This window comes from Pseudomonas cimarronensis (assembly GCF_049331905.1).
In the GTDB taxonomy this organism is placed as follows: Bacteria; Pseudomonadota; Gammaproteobacteria; order Pseudomonadales; family Pseudomonadaceae; genus Aquipseudomonas.
In genome coordinates this window covers 2,327,501-2,350,944 of sequence record NZ_CP186283.1, presented here as the reverse complement: position 1 = coordinate 2,350,944, position 23,444 = coordinate 2,327,501, and the positions used below count along the sequence as shown (strand labels likewise).

General features: G+C 58.4%; 24 protein-coding genes, 2 rRNA genes, 1 other RNA gene and 1 pseudogene (1 of these 28 cut by a window edge). 17 read left to right on the top strand and 11 right to left on the bottom strand.

The window, feature by feature from the left end; translation table 11 throughout:
• The first annotated feature begins 46 nt into the window (after window positions 1-46).
• The 4 genes from ACOCLD_RS11050 (at window position 47) to hemN (ending at window position 2,678) form a co-directional block, all read left to right on the top strand.
• Window positions 47-313: a hypothetical protein gene (locus ACOCLD_RS11050; protein ID WP_422909185.1), complete on the top strand. Its 267-nt coding sequence runs from the start codon at window positions 47-49 to the stop codon at window positions 311-313.
• 3 nt (window positions 314-316) lie between these two features.
• Window positions 317-535: a cbb3-type cytochrome oxidase assembly protein CcoS gene (gene ccoS / locus ACOCLD_RS11045; RefSeq protein WP_257779448.1), complete on the top strand. Its 219-nt coding sequence runs from the start codon at window positions 317-319 to the stop codon at window positions 533-535.
• Window positions 528-1,211, top strand: a complete 684-nt coding sequence (locus ACOCLD_RS11040) for a sulfite exporter TauE/SafE family protein (protein ID WP_422909184.1) — start codon at window positions 528-530, stop codon at window positions 1,209-1,211. The genes ccoS and ACOCLD_RS11040 overlap by 8 nt, the downstream gene beginning before the upstream one ends.
• 84 nt (window positions 1,212-1,295) lie before the next feature.
• On the top strand, window positions 1,296-2,678 hold the full coding sequence (gene hemN, locus ACOCLD_RS11035; RefSeq protein ID WP_422909183.1) for an oxygen-independent coproporphyrinogen III oxidase: 1,383 nt from the start codon (window positions 1,296-1,298) through the stop codon (window positions 2,676-2,678).
• A 26-nt stretch (window positions 2,679-2,704) separates the two neighbouring features.
• On the opposite strand, the gene ACOCLD_RS11030 is transcribed toward hemN, so the two are convergent.
• A complete protein-coding gene (locus ACOCLD_RS11030) occupies window positions 2,705-3,169 on the bottom strand; it encodes a DUF1931 family protein (RefSeq protein ID WP_422909182.1) in 465 nt (154 codons plus the stop codon).
• 151 nt (window positions 3,170-3,320) lie between these two features.
• Between ACOCLD_RS11030 and fnr the strand changes: the two genes are divergently transcribed.
• From fnr to ACOCLD_RS11010, 4 genes are all read left to right on the top strand, one after another.
• Window positions 3,321-4,055 carry a fumarate/nitrate reduction transcriptional regulator Fnr gene (gene fnr / locus ACOCLD_RS11025; RefSeq protein WP_160014490.1) on the top strand — a complete coding sequence of 245 codons (735 nt, stop codon included), beginning with the start codon at window positions 3,321-3,323 and terminating at the stop codon, window positions 4,053-4,055.
• A gap of 25 nt (window positions 4,056-4,080) precedes the next feature.
• Window positions 4,081-4,629 (top strand): adenine phosphoribosyltransferase, encoded by a 549-nt coding sequence (locus tag ACOCLD_RS11020; RefSeq protein WP_257779444.1) that lies wholly within the window; start codon window positions 4,081-4,083, stop codon window positions 4,627-4,629.
• A gap of 109 nt (window positions 4,630-4,738) precedes the next feature.
• Window positions 4,739-5,530, top strand: a complete 792-nt coding sequence (locus tag ACOCLD_RS11015) for an ion transporter (RefSeq protein WP_422909181.1) — start codon at window positions 4,739-4,741, stop codon at window positions 5,528-5,530.
• A 388-nt stretch (window positions 5,531-5,918) separates the two neighbouring features.
• Window positions 5,919-6,749, top strand: coding sequence for a metal-dependent hydrolase (locus ACOCLD_RS11010; protein WP_422909180.1), 831 nt, complete (start codon window positions 5,919-5,921; stop codon window positions 6,747-6,749).
• Window positions 6,750-6,810: 61 nt separating this feature from the next.
• Here the strand turns inward: ACOCLD_RS11010 and ACOCLD_RS11005 are convergent, their stop codons facing one another.
• Entirely contained in the window at window positions 6,811-7,533 is a 723-nt protein-coding gene (locus tag ACOCLD_RS11005; RefSeq protein ID WP_422909179.1) for a TetR family transcriptional regulator, read from the bottom strand.
• Window positions 7,534-7,648: 115 nt separating this feature from the next.
• On the opposite strand from ACOCLD_RS11005, the gene ACOCLD_RS11000 reads away from it, so the two are divergent.
• The 6 genes from ACOCLD_RS11000 to ACOCLD_RS10975 all read left to right on the top strand — a co-directional run bounded on the left by ACOCLD_RS11000 (window position 7,649) and on the right by ACOCLD_RS10975 (window position 13,403).
• Entirely contained in the window at window positions 7,649-9,202 is a 1,554-nt protein-coding gene (locus ACOCLD_RS11000; RefSeq protein ID WP_422909178.1) for a flavin-containing monooxygenase, read from the top strand.
• Entirely contained in the window at window positions 9,199-10,083 is an 885-nt protein-coding gene (locus ACOCLD_RS10995) for an SDR family NAD(P)-dependent oxidoreductase (RefSeq protein ID WP_422909177.1), read from the top strand. The genes ACOCLD_RS11000 and ACOCLD_RS10995 overlap by 4 nt, the downstream gene beginning before the upstream one ends.
• A 229-nt stretch (window positions 10,084-10,312) precedes the next feature.
• On the top strand, window positions 10,313-10,762 hold the full coding sequence (locus tag ACOCLD_RS10990; protein WP_422909176.1) for a MarR family winged helix-turn-helix transcriptional regulator: 450 nt from the start codon (window positions 10,313-10,315) through the stop codon (window positions 10,760-10,762).
• 512 nt (window positions 10,763-11,274) lie between these two features.
• Window positions 11,275-11,703: an organic hydroperoxide resistance protein gene (locus ACOCLD_RS10985; protein WP_308219337.1), complete on the top strand. Its 429-nt coding sequence runs from the start codon at window positions 11,275-11,277 to the stop codon at window positions 11,701-11,703.
• Between the two features lie 52 nt (window positions 11,704-11,755).
• A complete protein-coding gene (locus ACOCLD_RS10980) occupies window positions 11,756-12,772 on the top strand; it encodes an alpha/beta hydrolase (RefSeq protein ID WP_422909175.1) in 1,017 nt (338 codons plus the stop codon).
• 418 nt (window positions 12,773-13,190) lie between these two features.
• Window positions 13,191-13,403: a cold-shock protein gene (locus tag ACOCLD_RS10975; protein WP_233685194.1), complete on the top strand. Its 213-nt coding sequence runs from the start codon at window positions 13,191-13,193 to the stop codon at window positions 13,401-13,403.
• A gap of 68 nt (window positions 13,404-13,471) precedes the next feature.
• Here the strand turns inward: ACOCLD_RS10975 and ACOCLD_RS10970 are convergent, their stop codons facing one another.
• From ACOCLD_RS10970 to dnaX, 4 genes are all read right to left on the bottom strand, one after another.
• Window positions 13,472-14,620, bottom strand: coding sequence for an acyl-CoA dehydrogenase family protein (locus ACOCLD_RS10970; RefSeq protein WP_422909174.1), 1,149 nt, complete (start codon window positions 14,618-14,620; stop codon window positions 13,472-13,474).
• A gap of 105 nt (window positions 14,621-14,725) precedes the next feature.
• The gene (recR, locus tag ACOCLD_RS10965; RefSeq protein WP_108486061.1) at window positions 14,726-15,325 is read right to left on the bottom strand and encodes a recombination mediator RecR; all 600 of its coding nucleotides are present in this window, start codon (window positions 15,323-15,325) and stop codon (window positions 14,726-14,728) included.
• Between the two features lie 88 nt (window positions 15,326-15,413).
• Window positions 15,414-15,740 carry a YbaB/EbfC family nucleoid-associated protein gene (locus tag ACOCLD_RS10960; protein WP_108486060.1) on the bottom strand — a complete coding sequence of 109 codons (327 nt, stop codon included), beginning with the start codon at window positions 15,738-15,740 and terminating at the stop codon, window positions 15,414-15,416.
• Between the two features lie 18 nt (window positions 15,741-15,758).
• The gene (gene dnaX, locus ACOCLD_RS10955) at window positions 15,759-17,834 is read right to left on the bottom strand and encodes a DNA polymerase III subunit gamma/tau (RefSeq protein WP_422909173.1); all 2,076 of its coding nucleotides are present in this window, start codon (window positions 17,832-17,834) and stop codon (window positions 15,759-15,761) included.
• Window positions 17,835-18,294: 460 nt separating this feature from the next.
• Between dnaX and ACOCLD_RS10950 the strand changes: the two genes are divergently transcribed.
• On the top strand, window positions 18,295-18,516 hold the full coding sequence (locus tag ACOCLD_RS10950; RefSeq protein WP_233685199.1) for a hypothetical protein: 222 nt from the start codon (window positions 18,295-18,297) through the stop codon (window positions 18,514-18,516).
• 69 nt (window positions 18,517-18,585) lie between these two features.
• Window positions 18,586-18,873 carry a DUF3509 domain-containing protein gene (locus ACOCLD_RS10945; protein WP_422909172.1) on the top strand — a complete coding sequence of 96 codons (288 nt, stop codon included), beginning with the start codon at window positions 18,586-18,588 and terminating at the stop codon, window positions 18,871-18,873.
• 228 nt (window positions 18,874-19,101) lie between these two features.
• Here ACOCLD_RS10945 and ffs read toward each other — a convergent pair.
• From ffs to ACOCLD_RS10930, 3 genes and pseudogenes are all read right to left on the bottom strand, one after another.
• Window positions 19,102-19,198: signal recognition particle sRNA small type (ffs, locus tag ACOCLD_RS10940), an RNA gene on the bottom strand.
• Between the two features lie 100 nt (window positions 19,199-19,298).
• The gene (locus ACOCLD_RS10935) at window positions 19,299-20,003 is read right to left on the bottom strand and encodes a methyl-accepting chemotaxis protein (RefSeq protein WP_422911792.1); all 705 of its coding nucleotides are present in this window, start codon (window positions 20,001-20,003) and stop codon (window positions 19,299-19,301) included.
• Window positions 20,004-20,204: 201 nt separating this feature from the next.
• Window positions 20,205-20,933, bottom strand: a pseudogene (locus ACOCLD_RS10930) (MCP four helix bundle domain-containing protein); the annotation flags it as partial.
• Between the two features lie 99 nt (window positions 20,934-21,032).
• Between ACOCLD_RS10930 and ACOCLD_RS10925 the strand changes: the two are divergent.
• Window positions 21,033-21,371 carry an HU family DNA-binding protein gene (locus ACOCLD_RS10925; RefSeq protein ID WP_422909171.1) on the top strand — a complete coding sequence of 113 codons (339 nt, stop codon included), beginning with the start codon at window positions 21,033-21,035 and terminating at the stop codon, window positions 21,369-21,371.
• A 155-nt stretch (window positions 21,372-21,526) separates the two neighbouring features.
• Here the strand turns inward: ACOCLD_RS10925 and rrf are convergent.
• Together rrf and ACOCLD_RS10915 are read right to left on the bottom strand one after the other, a co-directional pair.
• A 5S ribosomal RNA gene (gene rrf, locus ACOCLD_RS10920) occupies window positions 21,527-21,642 on the bottom strand.
• A 134-nt stretch (window positions 21,643-21,776) separates the two neighbouring features.
• Window positions 21,777-23,444 (bottom strand): 23S ribosomal RNA (locus tag ACOCLD_RS10915); it runs 1,223 nt beyond the window's last position.

Genomic DNA, 23,444 nt, shown 5'->3' with positions numbered 1-23,444 from the left:
TCAAACAGTCCACTAATACGCTCGGCGAGGTCCTATGCGAAACAACATGACTGGCAAGGTTGCCGGGTGGGTGCGCTTACTGGCAGTGGTGCTGTTCAGCCTGCAGCTGTTTATGGCCTACCACGTTGCCACCTCGCTGATCAGCCAGCAGACCACGCTTAGCAGCCTGTTTACTGACAGCCTGCCGGATATCCTGATCATGCTTTTCCTTAATATTCTGTTTGCCTTCGTCGCGCTGACCGGCCGCAGCCCGGACAGACTCTTCCCAGTTGCCAGCCTCGATCTGCGGCAATTCTTGCGCCGGAGCCACTGAGCCATGCCCGCCCTCTATATCCTGATCCCGGTCGCCATCGCCCTGGTGGCCTTTGCCATCTGGCTGTTCTTCTGGGCGGTGGACAGCGGTCAGTACGATGACCTCGACGGCCCGGCGCACAGCATCCTGTTCGATGACGAAGACCCCAAGCACACGGCCGCCGTAAGCCAGGTTCAACAGCTCGACGAATCTCAGCCCGACCAGGACAAGCCCGGTGCTTGAGCTGCTGCCACTGCTGGTCTCGGCACTGATTCTCGGCCTGCTCGGCGGCGGACACTGCCTGGGTATGTGCGGCGGCCTGATGGGCGCGCTGACTCTGGCCATTCCGCCCGAGCGGCGCGTACAGCGCTTTCAGCTGCTGCTGGCCTACAACCTGGGGCGCATTCTCAGCTACAGCCTGGCTGGCCTGCTGCTCGGCCTGGCAGGCTGGGCAGTGGCCAATAGCCCGCTGGTCATGGGCCTACGCGTAGTTGCGGCGCTGCTGCTGATCGCCATGGGGCTGTATCTGGCCGGCTGGTGGAGCGGCCTGACCCGTATCGAAGCCCTCGGCCGTGGTCTGTGGCGGCATATCCAGCCACTGACCCGGCGTTTTATGCCGGTCACCAGTTTGCCGCATGCCTTGATGCTCGGCGGCCTGTGGGGCTGGCTGCCCTGCGGCCTGGTTTACAGCACCCTGTTGTGGGCCGCCAGCCAAGGCAATGCAGTCGACAGCGCTGCGCTAATGCTTGCCTTTGGCCTCGGCACTCTGCCCGTGCTGCTGGCCACCGGCATCGCCGCCGAACGCCTGACCGCCTTGCTGCGCAAACAGGGTGTGCGCACGGCAGCCGGCATTCTGGTGATCCTCTTCGGCCTGTGGACAATGCCCGGCCCGCACCAGCACTGGCTGATGGGTCACTAGCAGGCCGCTTGATACAGGTCAAAACACCCCAGCCGCAGCGCTCATAGACTGCCCGGTATTGAAAGCCAAACCGGGAATACCCGCATGCTCAACGCCATCCAGTGGGACAGCACCCTGATCCGCCGCTACGACCAGGCCGGCCCGCGCTACACCTCCTATCCGACCGCCGTGCAGTTCCATGAGCGCATCAGCCAGTTCGACCTGCTGCACGCCCTGCGCGAAAGCCGCAAGGCGCTGCGGCCGCTGTCGCTGTATGTGCACATCCCGTTCTGCGCGCACATCTGCTACTACTGCGCCTGCAACAAGGTGATCACCAAGGATCGCGGCCGCGCCCAGCCCTATCTGGAAAAGCTCGAACGCGAAATCGAGATCATTAGCCGCCACCTCGATCCGCAGCAGAAGGTCGAGCAGCTGCACTTCGGCGGCGGCACGCCAACCTTTCTCAGTCACGATGAACTGCGCCACCTGATGGCCCACCTGCGTCAGCATTTCAACCTGCTGGATGACGACAGCGGCGACTACAGCATCGAGATCGACCCGCGCGAGGCCGACTGGTCGACCATGGGCCTGCTCCGCGAGCTGGGTTTCAATCGCGTCAGCCTGGGCGTGCAGGACCTCGACCCGGCCGTGCAACGGGCGGTCAATCGCCTGCAAACCCTGGAAGAAACCCGCGCCATCGTCGAAGCCGCACGCACCCTGCAGTTCCGCTCGATCAACATCGACCTGATCTACGGCCTGCCGCTGCAAACCCCGGAGCGCTTCGCCCGTACCGTGGCCGAAGTGATTGCCCTACAGCCCGATCGCCTGTCGCTGTTCAATTATGCCCACCTGCCCGAGCGCTTTATGCCACAGCGGCGGATCAACACCAGTGACCTGCCCAGCCCCGCCGACAAGCTGGCCATGCTGCAGGCCAGCATCGAGCAACTGAACGCCGCCGGTTACCGTTATATCGGCATGGATCACTTTGCCCTGCCCGACGACGAACTGGCCAGCGCCCAGGAAGACGGCAGCCTGCAGCGCAACTTCCAGGGCTACACCACTCACGGCCATTGCGACCTGATCGGTTTGGGCGTGTCATCGATCAGCCAGATTGGCGACCTCTACTGCCAGAACAGCAGCGATTTGAGCCAATACCAGGACAGCCTCGACCACAGCGAACTGGCTACCCGGCGCGGCCTGCACTGCGACCCGGACGACCGCGTGCGGCGCGCCGTGATTCAACAGCTGATCTGCCATTTTCAGTTGCGTTTTGCTGATATCGAGCAAGCCTATGCCATCGATTTTCGCAGCTACTTTGCCGATATCTGGCCGCAGTTGCAGCAGATGGCCAGTGATGGATTGATTGAACTGAACGCTCAGGGCATTGCGGTGCTGCCGGCTGGTCGGCTACTGGTGCGTTCACTGTGCATGCTGTTTGATCGCTACCTGAATGAGCTGAGTCGGCAACGTTTTTCCCGAGTGATCTAGCAGACAGCGGACTGTATGGGCCGGGGTTATTTCATAACCAGGCTGGCCACTTCCTGCATCTGCTGATCGCTCAGATCCTGCTCACGCATAACCTTGATCAGCGTCGCATTGGCGCTGCTCAAGGCACCCTGCAGTGAAGCCAGCTCGCCCTGCAGCATTTCGATCTTCATACGTTTGGCCTCGGGGTCGAGGCTCTGATCCTGCATGACCTCTTTCAGCTCGGCTTTCTTCGCCTCGATCTGCGCCTTGAGCTCACGGATTCGCTTGAGCAGATCCTTGACCACATCCGGCAGGCTGCTTTCATTAATATCGCGATTCTTCTCTGCGGCGGCAGAGCGCGCCTTGCCCAGTTCCGACAGGCTCACCCGCAGGCTGTCGCGCAGCGCCTGCTTCTCCTCCTCGCTGCTCGCCACAACACCTTCGGCCGCAGCACTCTTGCGCTCCAGCGCGAGGTTCATGCGGGTGCTCAACTGAGTCGATTCCAGACGCATACTGATGCTCCTTGCCGATATTGAAAGTCGCCCGGCTATCGGCCGCGCCGGCTAAAACTTGAACACTCGATCAGACTTGTGTCCTAGTGGCCCTACCCTGCGCCCTGCTGTAACCTTACGGCCATTGTGTGTTTACTCAGGATCGCCAGCGATGTCCGAAAGCATCAAGTTGCATACCCCACACCAAGCCCATTGCAAGGATTGCAGCCTGGCGAGTCTGTGCCTGCCGCTTTCCCTGAACCTGGAAGACATGGATGCGCTCGACGAAATCGTCAAACGCGGCCGCCCGCTGAAAAAGGGTGAGTTCCTGTTCCGCCAGGGCGATGCCTTCAATTCGGTGTTTGCCGTCCGTTCCGGTGCCTTGAAAACCTTCAGCCTGAGCGACAGCGGTGACGAGCAGATCACTGGCTTCCACCTGCCCAGCGAGCTGGTCGGTCTGTCCGGCATGGACAGCGAAAGTTACCCCGTGTCGGCCATGGCCCTGGAAACCACTTCGGTGTGTGAAATCCCCTTCGAGCGCCTCGACGAGCTGTCGGTGCAATTGCCGCAGCTGCGCCGCCAGCTGATGCGCATCATGAGCCGCGAGATCCGCGATGATCAGCAGATGATGCTGCTGCTCTCGAAGAAAACCGCCGACGAGCGCATCGCCACCTTCCTGGTCAACCTGTCGGCGCGCTTCCGCGCCCGCGGCTTCTCGGCCAATCAGTTCCGCCTGGCCATGTCGCGCAACGAAATTGGTAACTATTTGGGCCTTGCAGTCGAGACCGTATCGCGGGTATTTACCCGCTTCCAACAGAACAAGCTGCTCGAAGCCGAAGGCAAGGAAGTGCATATCCTCGACCCCATCGAGCTGTGCGCCCTGGCCGGCGGTAACCTCGAGGGCTGATCGACCCGCCCTGAGGACCTAGCCGATGATCTTCGACGAATTCACTATCAAAACCCTGATCCGCCCGGTGGTGGACTTCCCCAAGCCGGGGGTGATCTTTCGCGATATCACCCCGCTATTTCAGTCGCCACGCGCCCTGCGCATGGTCGCCGACAGTTTTATCCAGCGCTATGTCGAAGCGGAGTTCAGCCATATCGGCGCCATGGATGCGCGCGGTTTTCTGATCGGCTCGATCATCGCCTATGAACTGAACAAGCCGCTGATCCTGTTTCGCAAGCAAGGCAAGCTGCCCGCCGACGTGCTCAGCGAGAGCTACCAGACCGAGTACGGCGAAGCCAAACTGGAAGTACACGCCGACAGCCTCTGCGAAGGCGACAAGGTGCTGATTTTCGATGACCTGATCGCCACCGGCGGCACCCTGCTGGCCGCCGCACAACTGGTACGGCGCATGGGCGCGAGCATCATCGAGGCCGCCGCCATCATCGACCTGCCCGAACTGGGCGGCTCGCAGAAACTGCAGGACAGCGGCATCGCCACCTTCGCCCTGACCAGCTTCGCCCTCAACGACCAATAAATCCGCCTCAAAGCCCTGGCTGCAGCGCTGCATGTCAGGGCCTGGCTGCCCCTCGCCCACCGCTTATACAAGTACCCCAAAGACCATGAATCAAGCACCCACAAACCCGATGTCCAGCGCCTGGCGCCTGCGCCTCGGCGCGCTGATGGAAAGCACAGCCGTCACCCGCGTGATCACGGCACTGATCATCCTCAATGCGGCCATTCTCGGCATCCAGACCTACCCCAGCCTGATGGCCGACTGGGGCACATGGTTGCTGATGCTGGATAAGCTGATTCTCGCGGTGTTTATCGTGGAACTGGCGCTGCGTTTTATAGCCCGTGGCCTGGGCCTGCTACGTGATCCCTGGGCGGTATTCGACTGCCTGGTGGTGGGTGTGGCGCTGGTGCCGGCCAGCGGGCCATTTGCCGTGCTGCGGGCGCTGCGCGTGTTGCGCGTACTGCGACTGATCTCGATCAACCCGAACATGCGCCGGGTGGTCGAAGCACTGTTATCTTCGCTGCCGGGCATGAGCAGTATCGCCATGCTGCTCGGCCTGGTGTTCTACGTAGCAGCGGTGATGGCTACACAGCTGTTCGGCGCAGCCTTCCCCGAGTGGTTCGGCAGCCTCGGTGCCAGCCTCTACACCCTGTTCCAGGTGATGACCCTGGAAAGCTGGTCGATGGGCATCGTCCGCCCGGTGATGGAGCAGTTCCCGCTGGCGTGGATGTATTTCCTGCCGTTTATCCTGATTGCCACCTTTATGATGCTCAACCTGTTTATCGCCGTGGTGGTCAATGCCATGCAGACCACCCATGAACAGGAAGCCCAACTGGCACCGCCCTCGCCCACCGAGCAATTGCTGCTCGATGAACTGCGCGCCCTGCGTGCGGAAGTCGCCGAACTGCGCCAGCAACGCTGAAATACAGTCCTCGGATAAGCCGTTTGAGGTTGCGGCTCAGGGAGTTTGTAGGAGCGGCCCATGGCCGCGCATGGCATGTTTGGCAAAGCCATCGCGGGCACGGCCCGCGCCTACGCCCGGCAAGACTGCGTAGCATCCACTCGGCGAGATTACAGGCCCTCGGAATCGGCACCGGCTGCTGCGTCATAGACGCGCTCCCTCGCAGCCAACTGTCCGACAACTATCCATAAGTTGGTCCATTTCCGGCCGCCCTGGCCAGGAATGACCTCGCGCCAAAAACGCCCTCGGCTAAAGATAAATCACGGCCCAAGACAGCTTCAGCTGTCACCCCGAGCCCTATAACAAGAGCGGTCGCGGACCGCGATCAATACGCCCAGGAGTCGCCCTTATGACAGCCAAGATCAGCACCCCTCCCGCCAGTTTTCCGGTGCGCCGCATGGATTTCAGCTTCGATGAAAGCCAGAAGTTCTGGTTTGCCGGCGACCCCTTTATGAGCCACTTCATGAACAACCTGTCGTCGCTGTTTCCCTATGGCGAGAAGTTCTTCGTCGACAGCGTGCGCGCCGTGCGCGATCAGGTCACCGAGCCACAACTGAAGAAGGACATCAGCGCCTTTATCGGCCAGGAAGCCATGCACTCCAAGGAACACGCGGCCTATAACGACTACGCCGCCGAGCACAATATCGACCTGGAGTTGCTGGAGCTGCGCATCAAGGTGTTGCTGGAGTGGGTGACCAAGATCACCACCAAGAAGCAGCGCCTGGCTGCCACCTGCGCCCTGGAGCACTTCACCGCGACCATGGCCGAACAATTGCTGCAGCGTGAAGACCTGACCACCCAGATGAACGATCCCAAGCTGTATCAGCTGTGGATGTGGCATGCGATTGAAGAGAACGAACACAAGGCGGTTTGCTACGACGTGTACCAGCAGGTCTACGGCGGCTATTTCACCCGCGTTGGCATGATGGCGATTTCCACCGTGATCTTCTTCGGCGTGATCGGCTGGTTCCAGCTGCACCTGCTACGCAAGGACGGCCAACTGTTCAACTGGCGCAGCTGGGGCAAAGGCCTGAAAACCCTGTTCGGCCCACGCAATGGCTTCCTGACCAAACTGATCCTGCCGTACCTGGACTACTACCGCCCTGGCTTCCACCCCTTCGATCACGACAGCAAAGCACTGGAACAACGCTGGCGTCAGCGTCTGGGCTTTAACAACTGAGTGTCAGCCCAATCATAAAAAACCCGGCCTCGGCCGGGTTTTTTATGGGTTCGACAGGCACCTACTCCACCGGCAATTTCAACTGCCCCAGCCCCTGCAACACGCTGGCCCCGGTAAACAGCATAACGATCTGCTCTTCAGCCAGTGCACAGATCGCCGCTTGCCGCTCAGGCTGCTCGATATAGTCCAGCGACAGCTGGAACAGGTTGCGGCTGATCAGGTTCGACACCTGCCGTACCACCGCCGGGTTGACCATATCCGGCAGCAGTTTGAAGGCAATGATGTCCTCGGCCATGTCCGCGCCGAAGTCGTCCATCACCTCCTGCAGCGCCGCCCGCAGCACCGCCGAGGCGCCATGCAGTTCGCGCACGCCGATGATGAAGGCTTCGGGGTTCTGCGCAACAAAATCGAAGAACAGCTGCACGGTTTCGTGGCACACCCGCCGGCCGCGTTGCAGGTCGATACCAAACAGCATCGGCAGGCTTTTGCGGCTCGTCTGCACCGCTCGTTCGGCCGCCTCTCGTCGCAAATCGCGCAAAGGTTGGCGCAGCTGGGTGGAGATCTGCCGAATCACCGTCAGCCCCAGGTCATCCACATCCTTGAAATGCCGGTAGAAGGTATTGGGATTGAGCCCCGCCTCACGCGCCAACTCGCGCAGGCCCAAATTGCTCAGGCTGCGACTGGTTGAGGTGAGACGTAACGCGGCCTCCAGTAACAGGGTCTTGCCTGGGGCCTCGGTGGCTTTTTCTGCGCCTGGCTGCTGCTCGCTGGCGTCTGCCTGCATGACGAACCCTACCTAAAAGTTGGCTTGTGAGAATGCTGCTTGCTGGCGAGTATACATTTGTCTACCTTGGTATACAGCTGTATACGCCAGCAATAAACATAACAGGAGCTTGGCCATGAATGCACCCGTCTCACCCCCAACTGCCACCCGCCACTGCAAGGTGGCCATTATCGGCACGGGCTTCTCCGGCCTGGGCATGGCTATCCGCCTGAAGCAGGCCGGCGAACATGACTTTCTGCTGTTCGAGAAAGAAGCCGGCGTCGGCGGTACCTGGCGGGTCAACAACTACCCGGGTTGCGGCTGTGACGTGCAATCGCATCTGTATTCTTTTTCGTTCGAGCAGAACCCCAACTGGACGCGCATGTTTGCCAAGCAGCCAGAAATCCAGGGTTACCTGGAAGGCTGCTGGAGCAAGTACCGCCTGCAGAACCACACCCAGCTGAATACCGAAATCACCCGCCTGGCCTGGGATGAACAGCAAGAGCTGTGGCAGATCAGTGACCGCGCAGGCAACCACTACACCGCGCAGTTTGTGGTGTCCGGCATGGGCGCGCTGTCCACCCCATCGATTCCGGCGCTCAAGGGCCTGGGCGACTTCACCGGCAAGATCTTCCACTCGCAGCAGTGGGATCACAGCTATGACCTCACCGGCAAACGCATTGCGGTAATCGGCACCGGCGCCTCGTCGATCCAGTTCGTGCCGCAGATCCAGAAGCAGGTCAGCCAGCTCGATCTGTACCAGCGCACCGCTCCGTGGATCATGCCCAAGCCGGACCGTGCCATCAGCGAGCGCGAGCGCAACCGCTTCAAACGCTTCCCACTGCTACAAAAACTCTGGCGCGGCACCATCTATGCCCTGCTGGAAAGCCGAGTGATCGGCTTTGCCATGCTGCCCAAGGTGATGACCGTCGCGCAAAAAGTCGGCAAGTGGTACATCAACAAGCAGATCAAGGACCCGGTACTGCGCGCCAAGGTCACCCCGGATTACCTGATGGGTTGCAAGCGCGTGCTGATCTCCAACGATTACTTCCCGGCGCTGACCCAACCCAACGTCGACCTGATCACCGATGGCATCGAGGAAATCCGCAGCGGCAGCATTCGCACCGTGGACGGTAAAGAGCGCGAGATCGACGCGATCATCTTCGGCACCGGTTTCACCCCAAGCGATCCGCTGCCTCGTGGCGTGGTGTTCGGCCGTGGCGGCGTCGACCTGCTCGACACCTGGCCAGAAGGCCCGCAAGCGTACAAAGGCACGCTGACTGCCGGCTTCCCCAACCTGTTCTTCCTGATGGGCCCGAACACCGGCCTGGGCCACAACTCGATGGTCTACATGATCGAGTCGCAGATCCATTACGTGCTCGGTGCACTCAAGCTGGTGGGTGAGCAAGAACTGCAGAGCCTGGAAGTCAAACAGGCGGTGCAGGACAAGTTCAACGGCAAGCTGCAGGGCAGCCTGGGCAACACCGTATGGAATGCCGGCGGCTGCAAGAGCTGGTACCTGCACCCGGTCAGTGGCCGTAACTGCACCGTATGGCCTGGTTTTACCTGGCGTTTCCGCCTGTTGACGCGCAACTTTGACCCAGCGGCCTATCATTTCAGTCGCAAGCACGCGGCACACCCGGCGCAGACCAGCGCTATCCAGTTGACTGCCCAGGAGGCCAGCGCATGAAGTCGTTTGAAAACAAGGTAGCCGCCATCACCGGCGCAGGTTCCGGCATTGGCCGCGCCCTGGCTTTCGGCCTGGCTCGTCAGGGTTGCCAGCTGGCGCTCTCCGATGTGAATGCCGAAGGGTTGGCGGAAACCGCCGCCCAGGCGCGCAAACTTGGTGTGCAGGTCAGCGAAACCCTGGTCAACGTCGCCGACCGTGAAGCCGTGCATGCCTGGGCCGATCAGGTAGTGAGCGAATTCGGCAGGGTCAACGCGATCTTCAACAACGCCGGCGTGGCCCAGGGCGGCACCGTGGAAGGCAACGACTACGCCGACTACGAGTGGATCATGAACATCAACTTCTGGGGCGTGGTCAACGGCACCAAGGCCTTCCTGCCGCATATCAAAGCCAGCGGGCAAGGCCATATCGTCAACGTCTCCAGCGTTTTCGGGCTGTTTTCCCAGCCGGGTATGAGCGCCTATAACGCCAGCAAGTTTGCCGTGCGCGGCTTTACCGAGTCGTTGCGCCAGGAGCTGGACATGGCCGACTGCGGCGTATCGGCCAGCTGCGTACACCCTGGCGGGATCAAGACCAACATCGCCAAGACCGCGCGGATGAATGCCAGCCTGAGCAACGTCACCGGCCAGGATGCCGACAAGGCGCGCCAACAGTTCAACGATCAGTTGCTGCGCACCACGCCGGAGAAGGCCGCCCAGGTGATCATCAACGGCGCGCTGGCGAACAAGCGGCGCATCCTGATCGGCCCGGACGCCTACGCCCTGGATGGCATGCAACGCCTATGGCCGGCCTTCTATCAACGCCTGGTGACCGCTTCCATGCGCCTGGCCGCGCGCTTTGCGCCGAAAGGCTCAAGCAAGAAAGCCCAGGCTGCCGTGGAGTAATCGGCCAGCCCACAAGCCCCAGCGCCGCAGGTGTCTGGGGCTTTTTTATGCCTGCCATCCCTGGCAGCCACCCTGCGGGCCGTCGCTGTGCGACGTTAAAAATGGCTCCCGGCCATTTTTTATGCCTAACGTTTGTCTGTGCGGGATGAACACCGCGCGCATTCAATTGGCATAACAGTAGTTGGCGCGATAAATTGTCGGCACCTGTCCTGTGCTGCTGGAGAATGCCATGACTACGCCAGACCCTTGCGCCGAACTGCTGCTCGATAACCAGCTGTGCTTTGCCCTGTATTCGACTTCGCTGCTGTTGACCAAGGTCTACAAGCCGCTGCTGCAGGAGCTGGGCCTGACCTACCCGCAGTACCTGGCGATGATGGTGCTCTGGGAAAGTGATGGCATCACCGTCGGCGATATCAGCAGCCGTATGCTGACCGACCCCGGCTCCGTCACCCCGCTGCTCAAACGCCTGGAAGCCGAAGGCCTGCTCAAGCGCACCCGCAGCAGTGTCGACGAGCGCGTGGTCGAGCTGTTTCTCACCGACAAAGGCCGCAACCTGCGCGAACAAGCCAAGCGCATCCCCGGCTGCATTCTCACCGCCACCCAGCAATCCGCGGCAGAACTCGGCGCCCTCAAAGCTGAACTGGTCACCCTGCGCAGCAGCCTGCAACAGGCCGTGTAAACACCAGGGCGACAGACCTGTCGCCCGCTCAGCTTTCTTGACGCACAAGTCGCGTACGCTCCTCCATCACCTTCCCGCTCCGCACAACAATTTCGCCCTGCCGGCGCTCTCGAAAACATCGCGCAACCGCCCGCCACGCCTGGCTTATGCCTGAACACAGCAGTATTTATCGCTAAATGTTCAAAAATATATCTTGCGCACTAAAATAATGAGCACTAGAGTTCGCCCCATGGAACTGATTAGCGCACAAAACATTAGCGCGAAAAGACCACGAAGACCTGAAGTTGTCTTCACCCACCCCAACAACCTGACAGTCGTGGAGCACCGTTATGAAAACCCTGATCACTTTCACCGCCCTGCTCGCCCTTTCCGCTCCAGTTCTGGCTGACGACAGCCAGGCAGACGGCAAAGGCCTTTACCCGAACTGGCTGATCAGCCACGAAGGTTGATCACCACCCGACAGCGCAACGCCTTAAACAAACCAACCCAAACAGCTCCAGAGGATTACTACCATGTCGATTCAAACCATTGCTTACCGTGCCTATGCAGAAGCCACTGGCGGCCGTGACGGCCGTGCCATCTCCTCCGACGGCATACTCGACGTCGCCCTGACCACCCCGAAAGAACTCGGCGGTGCAGGCGGTGCGGGCACTAACCCCGAGCAGCTGTTTGCTGCGGGCTACTCGGCCTGCTTTATCGGCGCGATGAAGTTTGTCGCCGGTCGCGACAAGCTGTCGATGCCGGCGGACGCCTCGATTGAAGGTGTGGTGGGGATCGGCGCGATCCCCAATGGTTTCGGCATCGAAGTCGAATTGCGCATCAGCCTGCCAGGCATGGACCGTGAGCAAGCGCAGACCCTGATCGAGCGTGCGCACATCGTCTGCCCGTACTCCAACGCCACCCGCGGCAACATCGACGTCACCCTGACGCTTCTCGACTAATCCACCACTCACCCGGCCGCTGCCAGTCAGCGGCCCACCCAGGAGGCTGCACATGAACATCAAACACAGTTTGTCGATCGCCGTACTCGCCCTTGCCGTCAATGGCGCGTTTGCCGCTGGCAGCCCCGGGGTGGAACGCAATACCCAAGGTTTCCTCAATGCCCTCGCCGCTGGCGGTGGCAAGCCCCTCGAACAACTGAGCCCGAAAGATGCCCGCGCCGTATTGGTCGGTGCGCAGGCTGGGGTCAAGGTCGATGTATCCGGCATTCAAGTGACTGACAAAAACATCAGCGTCGATGGCCAGTCGATCCAGCTCAAAGTTGTGCGTCCGGACGATGCCCAGGGCACGCTGCCGGTCTTTATGTTCTTCCATGGTGGCGGCTGGGTACTGGGCGACTACCCGACCCACGAACGCCTGATCCGTGATCTGGTGGTGGGCTCTGGCGCGGCGGCGGTGTATGTCGATTACACCCCGTCCCCCGAAGCCAAGTACCCGACCGCGATCAACCAGGCCTACGCCGCAACCCAATGGGTGGCACAAAACGGTGCGCAGATTGGTGTCGACGGCAAGCGCCTGGCTGTGGCCGGCAACAATGTGGGCGGCAATATGGCCGCGGTGGTCAGCCTGATGGCCAAAGACAAAGGCACCCCAGCGATCAAATTCCAGCTGCTGCTGTGGCCGGTCACCGACGCCAACTTCAACAACGCCTCTTACAACCAGTTCGCCGACGGTCACTTCCTCAGCAAGAGCCTGATGCAGTGGTTCTGGGATAACTACACCACCGATCCGAAACAGCGCGCCGAGATCTACGCATCGCCGCTGCAGGCATCGGTGGAGCAATTGAAAGGCTTGCCGCCGGCCCTGGTGCAAACCGCCGAGTTCGACGTGCTGCGTGATGAAGGCGAAGCCTATGCGCGCAAGCTGGACGCGGCCGGGGTCAACGTCACCTCCGTACGCTACAACGGCATGATCCACGACTTCGGCTTACTCAATGTGATCAGCCAGATCCCCGGTACGCAAAGCGCCATGCAGCAAGCTGCTGCCGCGCTGAAAGCCAGCCTCAAGTAAACAATCCCCGATAAACGCCCCGGCACGTACCGGGGCGTCCGAGTCAGCAGATAACAAACACCTGCACAAAGGCGCGGCAATCGACGTCAACGCGACTCAATCACCTGACGCAGAAAATCTTCCGCCCCTGGATGCAGCCGCCAAAACCATCACCTGTACGGTACCCACCGCTGCGCGACGGGGCGCGTCTATGCCGCTCGGCCTAAAGCATTTATCCGATAGAAATGCGCCGGCTCTGCTGACAAATAGCGGCCAGCCTGATTTCGTCCTGATAAAAATATGAATAATTAACGTTAAGCCCAACACTCATGGTGAAAACGGCCTATGATGGTCGAGCTGGAATTTAGTTATCAGCAAAACCGCATAGGTGCTATGAGCACTCTGGCACCGAAATTCGTATCGATTTAAGAGACACACCATGGCAAATCGCGAAACTGGCACCGTCAAATGGTTCAACGATGAAAAAGGCTTCGGCTTCATTACCCCGGCTAACGGTGGCGATGACCTGTTCGTGCACTTCAAAGCTATCCAAAGCGACGGTTTCAAAAGCCTGAAAGAAGGCCAGACTGTTACCTACGTGCCCGCTCGCGGTCAGAAAGGTATGCAAGCTGAAGAGGTACAGGTGGCCTAAGCCCCTGTCCGCTTGAAAACAAACCCCGCGCTCGCGGGGTTTGTTTTATCTGCAATCTGCAAGTTGGGTTACAGTCCCATCTGCTTGCTGATGATCTCGTTCATGATCTCCCGTGAGCCACCGCCAATCGAAAGAATACGATTGTCGCGATACAGGCGCTCCACCAGGCTTTCACGCATATAGCCCATGCCTCCCATGATCTGCACTGCGTCGTAGGTCAGCCGGTCAGCAATGTCCGTGGCGAAATTCTTGGCCATGGAAATTTCCTTGATCACGCTTTTACCTGCAGCCATCTTCGCTGCCTGCCGATAGGTGAACTCCCGAGACACCTCCAACTGGGTCGCCATCTCGGCCAGACGATGCTTGAGCACCTGAAACTTACCGATGGGCTTGCCAAACGCCTCTCGCTCCTTGGCCCAGCGCATCGATTCTTCCAGCGCCAATTGCGCCGTCATATTGGCCATGATCGCCAACGACAGACGCTCGCTCTGGAAGTTGGCCATGATGCAAGCAAAGCCCATGTTTTCGACACCGATCAGGTTGTCCACCGGCACCTTGCAATCATCGAAGAACAACTCGGCTGTATCGGACGCCCACCAACCCATTTTCTTCAGCTTGCGACCTACGGTGAAACCTGGCGTGCCCTTCTCCACCAGCAACAAGCTGACCCCGCCAAAACCATCCCCACCTGTTCGTACAGCAACGGTGTAGTAATCCGCACGCACGCCGCTGGTGATAAACGTTTTGCTGCCACTGACGCGATAGAAATCACCATCGCGTACCGCGCGGGTTTTCAGATTGGCCACATCAGAGCCACCGGAGGGCTCGGTCACCGCCAGGGCCATGATTTTCTCGCCTGCCAGCACCTGCGGCACGATGCGCTCTCGCAACGCTGGCTTGGCCCACTTGACCACCGGCGGCAGGCCTATATCCAGAGAGCCAAGCCCTGCAACCAGGCCACCAGAGCCTGAGCGCATCAGCTCTTCGCTGGCCGCCACTTTGGCGAACACATCACCCTCATGACTGCCACCGAAGGCTTCCGGGTAGCCAATACCAAGAATGCCGGCGGCTCCGGCCTTGAGGTAAAGCTCGCGAGGAAACTCCTCGGCCTCTTCCCAATCGTTGATGTGCGGCAGGATTTCCCGCTCGACAAAACGTCTGACGGAATCACGCACCAGCTGGTGGGACTCATCAAAATATTCCTGAAAAGCAGACATGAGGGTATTTCCGCTGAGGTTTCAGGGAAATTACCAAGCGCTTGCTTGGTTTACAAGAAGAGGATCATGCCATGTACAAGGGCAATCAAGCCGCAGGTGCTTATGTCAGAGCAGAATCGGCCGCCGGCCAGCAATGGAGTGTGCCAAGGTTCCACCATCCACCAACTCAAGTTCACCACCCAAAGGCATTCCGTGGGCAATACGTGAGGCGATCAGCCCCTTGCCGGCCAGTAACTGAGCAATATAGTGAGCCGTTGCCTCACCCTCGACGGTCGGATTGGTCGCCAGAATCACTTCACTGAATGAACCAGCCTCGATACGCGCCAGTAATTCGGGAATACCAATGGCTTCCGGTCCCAGGCCATCAAGCGGAGACAGATGCCCCTTGAGCACGAAATAGCGCCCACGAAAGCCTGTGTGTTCGACTGCGTAGACATCCATGGGCCCCTCAACCACACACAGCAGGCTGTCATCACGCCGCGGGTCGAGGCACAGCTGACACACCTCGTCTTCGCTCAGGCTCCGGCACTGCTTGCAGTGACCGACGCCCTCCATCGCCTGAGTCAGCGCCTGTGCCAGACGCAGCGCGCCATGCCGATCGCGCTCAAGCAACTGCAAAGCCATCCGCTGAGCCGTCTTTTGCCCGACCCCAGGAAGGGTGCGCAACGAGTCAATCAGATGACGAATCAGCGGGCTAAAGCTCATGGCAGGGCAACTCAGGGGACAATGGCGAATGGGGGGAAACCGATAGCGGCCAGCCTGGACAGTACAGACCAGGCTGGCCACAGAGACTTTAGAACGGCATTTTGAAGCCAGGTGGCAGCTGCATGCCGGCGGTCATGCCAGCCATCTTGTCCTGGCTGTTCTGTTCAACCTTGCGCACGGCATCGTTTACAGCGGCGGCGATCAGGTCTTCCAGCACTTCTTTGTCTTCTTGCATCAGGCTGTCGTCCAGTGTGATGCGTTTGACGTCATGGCGCCCCGTCATCACCACGCTGACCAGGCCGGCACCGGATTGCCCGGTGACCTCAGCATTGGCCAACTCTTCTTGCATCTTTTGCATCTTTTCCTGCATCTGCTGTGCCTGCTTCATCAGGCCGGCCATGCCACCTTTCATCATGGTGCAAATCCTCGGTAATCAGGGGTTAACGGAAGTATCCAGGGGTTCAATGCTGTCCGCTCGGATAACCGCGGCGAACTGCTGAATCATTTGTTGGATCACAGGATCCTGGTGAATCGATGCTTCGGCTTCACGCTGGCGATTGGCTCGCTTGCGTGCGGCAGCCTGCGCCGGGGTTTCCTGCTCAGGTTTGCGTAACTCGATCTGCACCTTGAGTTCGCGACCATGAAACTGATTCAGCGCATCATTCAAGCGGCGCTGCTGCGTCGGGTTGAACAACGCCGAATGGGCAGGGTCCAGGTGCAGCAGCCAGTGATCACCATCGGCAGAAATCAGCGTGCAGTTGGCACCAATGCTCCCTGTCATTCCCGACAGACCAAGCTTGGGGAACAGCTCCAGCCAATCAGCGGCCAAACCAGTGGCCGGCTGCGCGGCTGGCAGCACTTCAGGCTCAATCGGTGCATCACGCTCGACGGCATCAAAGTCATATTCGAATGACTCAGCATCCATTTCGACATAGTCATAGTCGCCCAAGGGCGGCTCGTCATCATCGGCTTCGGCGGTAGACGCAGCAGGTGCTGCAACAGTCCGCTCAGGCTCTGCCTGTAAAACCGGCGCAGGTTCCAGAACTTCCGCGGCAGGTTCTAAAGCGCTTGCTGGGATCGCTTGCGGCTCTTCCCAAGGTAGATCGCTGAAGATCGCCTCAGGCTCAACGAGCGATGCAGCAGTTGCATCGACACGTAGTTCAGACGCCGGCTCAACAGCCACAGGTTCAGGTTCAGGTTCAGGTTCAGGTTCAGGTTCAGGAGAATGCCCCACCTGCACGGGTGCCACCACTGCTGAAGCAGATGGCTGCGGCGTAGCAACATCGGCAACAGGGGCTACTGGCGCAGGAGCAACACTGACCGGTGCTGGCATAGCAGCACCGGCCACTGGGTTGGTCGCGGGATCAGCAGTGGCCTGGCTAATCCCCAGCGGCTTTAGTGCCACCCTGGGTGCATCGTGGGTATCCGCCGGGCGGAACGCCAACATGCGTAGCAGCACCATCTCGAAGCCGCTGCGTGGATCGGGCGACAATGGCAGGTCGCGGCGGCCGATCAGGCCCATCTGATAATAGAACTGCACATCTTCACTGGGCAGAACCCGCGCCAGTTCAAGCACGCGCTCACGGTCACCCTGACCATTATCCACTGCATCAGGCAGCGCCTGAGCGATGGCCACACGGTGCAGTACATTGAGTATCTCCGCGAGCACACCGTTCCAGTCAGGGCCTTGCTCGGCCAGATGACGCACCGCCTCGATCAGGCTGCGCGCATCACCCTCCAGCAAAGCATGCAACACGCCATAGACCTGGCCATGATCCAACGTACCCAGCATGGCCCGCACATCAGCTGCCAGCACCTTGCCCTCACCAAAGGCAATTGCCTGGTCAGTGAGGCTCATGGCATCACGCATGGAGCCGTCTGCTGCACGTCCTAACAACCACAGCGCATCGTTCTCGAACGGAATCTGCTCAGCAGTCAGGACATGGGTCAGGTGATCAACCACACGCTCTGGTGGCATGTTCTTTAGCGAGAACTGCAAGCAGCGCGACAGCACAGTAACCGGTAACTTCTGCGGATCTGTGGTGGCCAGAAGGAATTTAACGTGAGGTGGTGGCTCTTCCAGGGTCTTCAGCAACGCGTTAAACGAGCTGGTAGAGAGCATATGCACTTCGTCGATCAGGTAGACCTTGAAACGTCCACGACTGGGTGAGTACTGCACGTTGTCCAGCAGCTCACGTGTGTCTTCAACCTTGGTACGGCTAGCGGCGTCGACTTCAATCAGGTCGACGAAGCGCCCTTCGTCGATTTCCCGACAGATCGAGCACACACCGCAAGGGGTCGAGCTGATCCCCGTTTCGCAGTTCAGGCACTTGGCAATAATCCGCGCAATGGTGGTTTTGCCCACGCCGCGTGTGCCCGTGAACAAATAGGCATGGTGCAAACGCTGGCTATCGAGCGCATTGATCAGCGCCTTGAGCACATGGGTTTGACCAACCATTTCGTTGAACGAGCGCGGACGCCACTTGCGTGCAAGAACCTGATAACTCATCGAAACCCGTCACGAGAGGAAAGCAAAAGTGGGCTAATCCTAACGGAGCATGGGGCAAATTGCATCCGATGCTCGGCCCGCATGCGGCAGGAGGTAAACCAGACCACAGATTATCCTGGCGAAAATTTGATCAGTCGATTATCATGCTTGCCGTTCGTACCACGCTGTAAGTCAATTAGGCCTTCTGGCCCACCTTGCTGGTTTCCAGGTAAAGAGCGCATTGCCCCATCAATGCCGCACAGCTCTCGCCCATGACCCCAACCTGCTGACTGATCTGGCCATCACGCGCAAGCGCTGATTCAAGCCCGCCTCCGAAGTACCGACCCGCACACATTCCCCAATGGGAACTTGTGCGCGCAGTCCAGCTCCAAACCAAACATGCAATCGACCCAACAAGTCGACAGCCTGGAGCTTTATTCAGCGCAATGACGCGCACGTTGTTTTAGGAAGTACCAAAAGAATGAATACACAACACCAAATTCAGGATGCCATTCGCACCCTATCCAGTGCATTTGCACCCTTAGACTGCCGCATCATGGCGGCTCGCAAAGGCAGCTTCAGCTTCACCATTGTCAACCATGCTGGCATCGCCCAGCACAGCCAGCGCCTTTACCCTGGACAGTACAGCGGTGCGCACCTGCAGCAAGTGATTGAGCGCGCACGCCAATCCTTGACCGCCTAACACGCAGACAGACGAACCATCACGCCATCCTGAGGTCTGAGTCAATCACTCTCAGGATGGAGCATCGTCATGGATAGCCTTAACCGCGAACTTGTTGAACAGCTGTTTGCGCCGCTACGCGCTACCTTCAGCCCACCGCGCCCAGATGGTGGCGTTATCCTCTCGCTGCTGGATGCCAGTGACACAACCGCCTACAGCCGCGTACTCAGTGCTGCCCAGCGTGCAGATCCACAAGCCTTGGCCCAAAGCCTAGAAGACATCCGACTGGAACTCGCCATGCGCTCCGGCAACATTCCCGCCGATATGCGCAAGGCGCTCAAAGAACAGGACAGCGTGCTCAGCTATCACACCAATTGAATCAGGCAGAGGCCCGTTTTTTTTCGCCGGGCCTCGCCCATCCATCAGATACTGCTTAGCAGAGCCGCACACGTAGGAGAGGCGCTCAGGTAGACGGCAGAATTTCTGCTCGCAGCAGCGAAACCTGGCCGAAGCCATGCAGGAATACAGAAGGTAAAGAGGGAAAATCGATGCTGGCACATGGTGCAAGTTAAATCCGCACATTCACGAGCCAGTAGATGGAGGCAACCCCACCAGCCACACCTCGGCACACAATGTCACCGCTGCGGCTGCTCCCTTCCAGGCCTGACCGGGTTCACGGCTGATCGTTGCGAGGGGACCGGCAGGGCCACCATAACGCGGCTCACCAGAAGTGAGCCGCGCCATTGTACCGGCTTGGATTGAAGTTACAACCGTTTCAATCACTTAGCCCACTGGATCGACCATCAGACGCGGAATCGACCGACCAACTTGGTCAATCCCTGCGAGAGTTCCGAAAGACGCTGACTGGCCTGCGCGCTCTGCTCAGAAGTCTGCGCAGCCTCATTGGACAGGTCGCGAATATCGCTGATGTTACGGGCAATCTCCTCGGTCACGCTACTTTGCTCTTCACAGGCAGTGGCAATCTGTGCCGTCATATCATTGATTCGCTGTACCGAATCACTGGTATCGGTAAGCGCCTGATCCACGCCTGCCGCCTGCTCGACACTCTGCCGTGCCTTGCTACTCCCCGAGTGCGTTGCCTTGACTGCGTTTTGCACACCAACCTGCAGCCGCTCAATCATGACCTGGATGTCCTTGGTCGAATCCTGCGTACGGGCAGCCAGTGCGCGCACCTCATCAGCAACGACAGCAAATCCTCGCCCCTGTTCACCAGCACGAGCGGCCTCAATCGCCGCGTTCAGAGCCAGCAGATTGGTCTGCTCAGCAATCCCCCTGATAACCGCCAGCACCGCACCTATATTCGCGGCTTCCTGTTCCAGGGTCTGAATGGTGACCGAAGCACTTTCCACTTCTTGAGCCAGCTGACGAATCGAGTTGATTGTCGCACCTACCACCTGCGCGCCTTCCCGCGATTGCGCTTCCGCACTGCGCGCAGCATCTGCTGCATTTTGCGCATTGCGGGCCACCTCATGGACAGCCGAGCTCATTTCCGTAGCTGCTGTACTCACCTGATCCACGGCTGCATGCTCACTGCTGATCAACCGATCATTGGCAGCCGCCATGCCAGCAAGGCTCTGCGCAGAACTTTCAACCTCACCTGTTACGCGACCCACCTCTTTGATCAGGGGCTGCAACTTATCCAGGAACCGGTTAAAGGCATGGCTCAACTTACCCAGCTCATCGTTAGACAGTACATCCAGACGAACCCGCAAATCCCCATCACCATCGGCAATCTGCTCAATGCGATTAAGTAAGCTGTGTAACGGCCCCGTGACCAGAATAGGAAAACCGACGACCAGTACAAGGCAGACAACCAGTCCAATCGCCACGATCAAGCCCTGTTGCCAACTCAGGGTTTCGCCCAACTTGATCGCTGCCAACCCTTCAGCATTGGCAGCCTGATCATCCATTTCACCTAGCTTGTCGATGGCCGTACGCATGGCCTCGAATTGCTCTTCACTGGTTGTAAAACTCAACGCACTAGCAGCATGCGGGTCGCTAGCAGCCAGCTTCAGTACCTGTTGAGACGTGGCTTTCCAACGTTCGAAGCCAGCATCAAATTGGCTGACTAACTGCATCGCTTCGCTACCAGGCTGCATCGCAGCAAACTTATGCACTCGATCATAAGCCTGCTGCAGGTTCTCCGTATGTGCATCTGTCAGCGCAGCTACGCGCTCACCGACTGCCTCATCAAGCAAACTACGCTCTGCTACAAAAGCTTGGTAAAGATCACGATCAGCATTTAGCAACAAACTGATGCCCGGCAAGAATCGGTTGGTCAATTTCGTGCTGGAATCTGCGACCTGGGTAATCCCGCGCATCCCCAGAAAGCCCATGGTCACCAGCAATACCGCCAACAACAAAATAGGCAACGCAATTTTCCAACGAAATCCCAAATCAGCGAAGGCGCGAAGCATGCTGGCTCTCCCAGGCAAATGGCCAAGTAGCATGAGCTTAGACCACGCCAAGAAAGCCTGATAAAAGTTACTCAGCCTTTTCCGTTAGAATCCCCCCCAATGATTAAGAGCGCTCGACAGTACCGAAAGCGTCAATCTTTCACTCAAAGGAGTCACACCGTGGCCATCACTAAAGACCAGCTGATCAGCGATATTGCCGAGGCTATCGACACACCGAAAAGTACAGTGCGCGCAGCCCTCGAGCAGCTCAGCGAAATAGTCTCAGACGCCTTGGAAAACGGTGATGAAATCACCCTGCCCGGCATAGGCAAGCTAAAGGTCACTGAACGACCAGCGCGCACAGGCCGTAACCCACAGACGGGTAAGACGCTGCAGATTGCAGCAAAGAAAGTTGTCAAATACGTTCCAGCAAAAGCACTTAGCGACGCAATTAACTAAACCACTGGAGATTAGCGCGCCCATCCGGTGCGCTGACTCTGACAATCACACACGCCGTATCGTTGTCTATCGACGGTTGAGGTGGGTGCTTCTTGTTTTTTCAGCACAAAATAAAACCCCCGGCCGTTTTCACGATCGGGGGTTTTGGTATAGGTGCTTGACGATGACCTACTCTCACATGGGGAAACCCCACACTACCATCGGCGATGCATCGTTTCACTACTGAGTTCGGGATGGGATCAGGTGGTTCCAATGCTCTATGGTCGTCAAGCGATTCAGCTGGGATGTCGCGGTGAAGCGCTATCCCGAATTGGGTATGTGATGTCTTGGTTTTGCAGTCTTACAAATTTTCGGCTGTTGTAGTCTTCATAGAGAAACACAAACATCAAATTGTTTGGGTGTTATATGGTCAAGCCTCACGGGCAATTAGTATTGGTTAGCTCAACGCCTCACAGCGCTTACACACCCAACCTATCAACGTCGTAGTCTTCGACGGCCCTTTAGGGAACTCAAGGTTCCAGTGAGATCTCATCTTGAGGCAAGTTTCCCGCTTAGATGCTTTCAGCGGTTATCTTTTCCGAACATAGCTACCCGGCAATGCCACTGGCGTGACAACCGGAACACCAGAGGTTCGTCCACTCCGGTCCTCTCGTACTAGGAGCAGCCCCTCTCAAATCTCAAACGTCCACGGCAGATAGGGACCGAACTGTCTCACGACGTTCTAAACCCAGCTCGCGTACCACTTTAAATGGCGAACAGCCATACCCTTGGGACCGGCTTCAGCCCCAGGATGTGATGAGCCGACATCGAGGTGCCAAACACCGCCGTCGATATGAACTCTTGGGCGGTATCAGCCTGTTATCCCCGGAGTACCTTTTATCCGTTGAGCGATGGCCCTTCCATACAGAACCACCGGATCACTAAGACCTACTTTCGTACCTGCTCGACGTGTCTGTCTCGCAGTCAAGCGCGCTTTTGCCTTTATACTCTACGACCGATTTCCGACCGGTCTGAGCGCACCTTCGTACTCCTCCGTTACTCTTTAGGAGGAGACCGCCCCAGTCAAACTACCCACCATACACTGTCCTCGATCCGGATAACGGACCAGAGTTAGAACCTCAAGGTTACCAGGGTGGTATTTCAAGGATGGCTCCACGCGAACTGGCGTCCACGCTTCAAAGCCTCCCACCTATCCTACACAAGTAAACTCAAAGTCCAGTGCAAAGCTATAGTAAAGGTTCACGGGGTCTTTCCGTCTAGCCGCGGATACACTGCATCTTCACAGCGATTTCAATTTCACTGAGTCTCGGGTGGAGACAGCGCCGCCATCGTTACGCCATTCGTGCAGGTCGGAACTTACCCGACAAGGAATTTCGCTACCTTAGGACCGTTATAGTTACGGCCGCCGTTTACCGGGGCTTCGATCAAGAGCTTCGCGTTAGCTAACCCCATCAATTAACCTTCCGGCACCGGGCAGGCGTCACACCCTATACGTCCACTTTCGTGTTTGCAGAGTGCTGTGTTTTTAATAAACAGTCGCAGCGGCCTGGTATCTTCGACCGGCATGGGCTTACGTAGTAAATACTTCACCCTCACCGGCGCACCTTCTCCCGAAGTTACGGTGCCATTTTGCCTAGTTCCTTCACCCGAGTTCTCTCAAGCGCCTTGGTATTCTCTACCTAACCACCTGTGTCGGTTTGGGGTACGGTTCCTAATTACCTGAAGCTTAGAAGCTTTTCCTGGAAGCATGGCATCAACCACTTCGTCATCTAAAAGATAACTCGTCATCAGTTCTCGGCCTTGATTTCCCGGATTTACCTAAGAAACCAGCCTACTACCTTAAACACGGACAACCAACGCCGTGCTGGCCTAGCCTTCTCCGTCCCTCCATCGCAGTAATTAGAAGTACGGGAATATTAACCCGTTTCCCATCGACTACGCATTTCTGCCTCGCCTTAGGGGCCGACTCACCCTGCGTCGATTAACGTTGCGCAGGAAACCTTGGTCTTTCGGCGTGGGAGTTTTTCACTCCCATTGTCGTTACTCATGTCAGCATTCGCACTTCTGATACCT

Excerpts from the sequence above, each read along its gene's own strand:
- recR (WP_108486061.1), bottom strand. The coding sequence starts at position 15,325 with ATGAGCTTTAGCCCGCTGATTCGTCATCTGATTGACTCGTTGCGCACC.
- ACOCLD_RS11005 (WP_422909179.1), bottom strand. The coding sequence starts at position 7,533 with ATGCAGGCAGACGCCAGCGAGCAGCAGCCAGGCGCAGAAAAAGCCACC.
- ACOCLD_RS10995 (WP_422909177.1), top strand. The coding sequence starts at position 9,199 with ATGAAGTCGTTTGAAAACAAGGTAGCCGCCATCACCGGCGCAGGTTCC.
- ACOCLD_RS11000 (WP_422909178.1), top strand. The coding sequence starts at position 7,649 with ATGAATGCACCCGTCTCACCCCCAACTGCCACCCGCCACTGCAAGGTG.
- ACOCLD_RS11010 (WP_422909180.1), top strand. The coding sequence starts at position 5,919 with ATGACAGCCAAGATCAGCACCCCTCCCGCCAGTTTTCCGGTGCGCCGC.
- fnr (WP_160014490.1), top strand. The coding sequence starts at position 3,321 with ATGTCCGAAAGCATCAAGTTGCATACCCCACACCAAGCCCATTGCAAG.
- ACOCLD_RS11015 (WP_422909181.1), top strand. The coding sequence starts at position 4,739 with ATGTCCAGCGCCTGGCGCCTGCGCCTCGGCGCGCTGATGGAAAGCACA.
- hemN (WP_422909183.1), top strand. The coding sequence starts at position 1,296 with ATGCTCAACGCCATCCAGTGGGACAGCACCCTGATCCGCCGCTACGAC.
- ACOCLD_RS10925 (WP_422909171.1), top strand. The coding sequence starts at position 21,033 with ATGATTAAGAGCGCTCGACAGTACCGAAAGCGTCAATCTTTCACTCAA.
- ACOCLD_RS10980 (WP_422909175.1), top strand. The coding sequence starts at position 11,756 with ATGAACATCAAACACAGTTTGTCGATCGCCGTACTCGCCCTTGCCGTC.
- ACOCLD_RS11020 (WP_257779444.1), top strand. The coding sequence starts at position 4,081 with ATGATCTTCGACGAATTCACTATCAAAACCCTGATCCGCCCGGTGGTG.
- ACOCLD_RS11050 (WP_422909185.1), top strand. The coding sequence starts at position 47 with ATGACTGGCAAGGTTGCCGGGTGGGTGCGCTTACTGGCAGTGGTGCTG.
- ACOCLD_RS10985 (WP_308219337.1), top strand. The coding sequence starts at position 11,275 with ATGTCGATTCAAACCATTGCTTACCGTGCCTATGCAGAAGCCACTGGC.
- ACOCLD_RS10960 (WP_108486060.1), bottom strand. The coding sequence starts at position 15,740 with ATGATGAAAGGTGGCATGGCCGGCCTGATGAAGCAGGCACAGCAGATG.
- ACOCLD_RS10970 (WP_422909174.1), bottom strand. The coding sequence starts at position 14,620 with ATGTCTGCTTTTCAGGAATATTTTGATGAGTCCCACCAGCTGGTGCGT.
- ACOCLD_RS10975 (WP_233685194.1), top strand. The coding sequence starts at position 13,191 with ATGGCAAATCGCGAAACTGGCACCGTCAAATGGTTCAACGATGAAAAA.
- ACOCLD_RS11030 (WP_422909182.1), bottom strand. The coding sequence starts at position 3,169 with ATGCGTCTGGAATCGACTCAGTTGAGCACCCGCATGAACCTCGCGCTG.
- ACOCLD_RS10935 (WP_422911792.1), bottom strand. The coding sequence starts at position 20,003 with ATGAGCTCGGCTGTCCATGAGGTGGCCCGCAATGCGCAAAATGCAGCA.
- ACOCLD_RS10950 (WP_233685199.1), top strand. The coding sequence starts at position 18,295 with ATGAATACACAACACCAAATTCAGGATGCCATTCGCACCCTATCCAGT.
- dnaX (WP_422909173.1), bottom strand. The coding sequence starts at position 17,834 with ATGAGTTATCAGGTTCTTGCACGCAAGTGGCGTCCGCGCTCGTTCAAC.
- ACOCLD_RS10990 (WP_422909176.1), top strand. The coding sequence starts at position 10,313 with ATGACTACGCCAGACCCTTGCGCCGAACTGCTGCTCGATAACCAGCTG.
- ccoS (WP_257779448.1), top strand. The coding sequence starts at position 317 with ATGCCCGCCCTCTATATCCTGATCCCGGTCGCCATCGCCCTGGTGGCC.
- ACOCLD_RS10945 (WP_422909172.1), top strand. The coding sequence starts at position 18,586 with ATGGATAGCCTTAACCGCGAACTTGTTGAACAGCTGTTTGCGCCGCTA.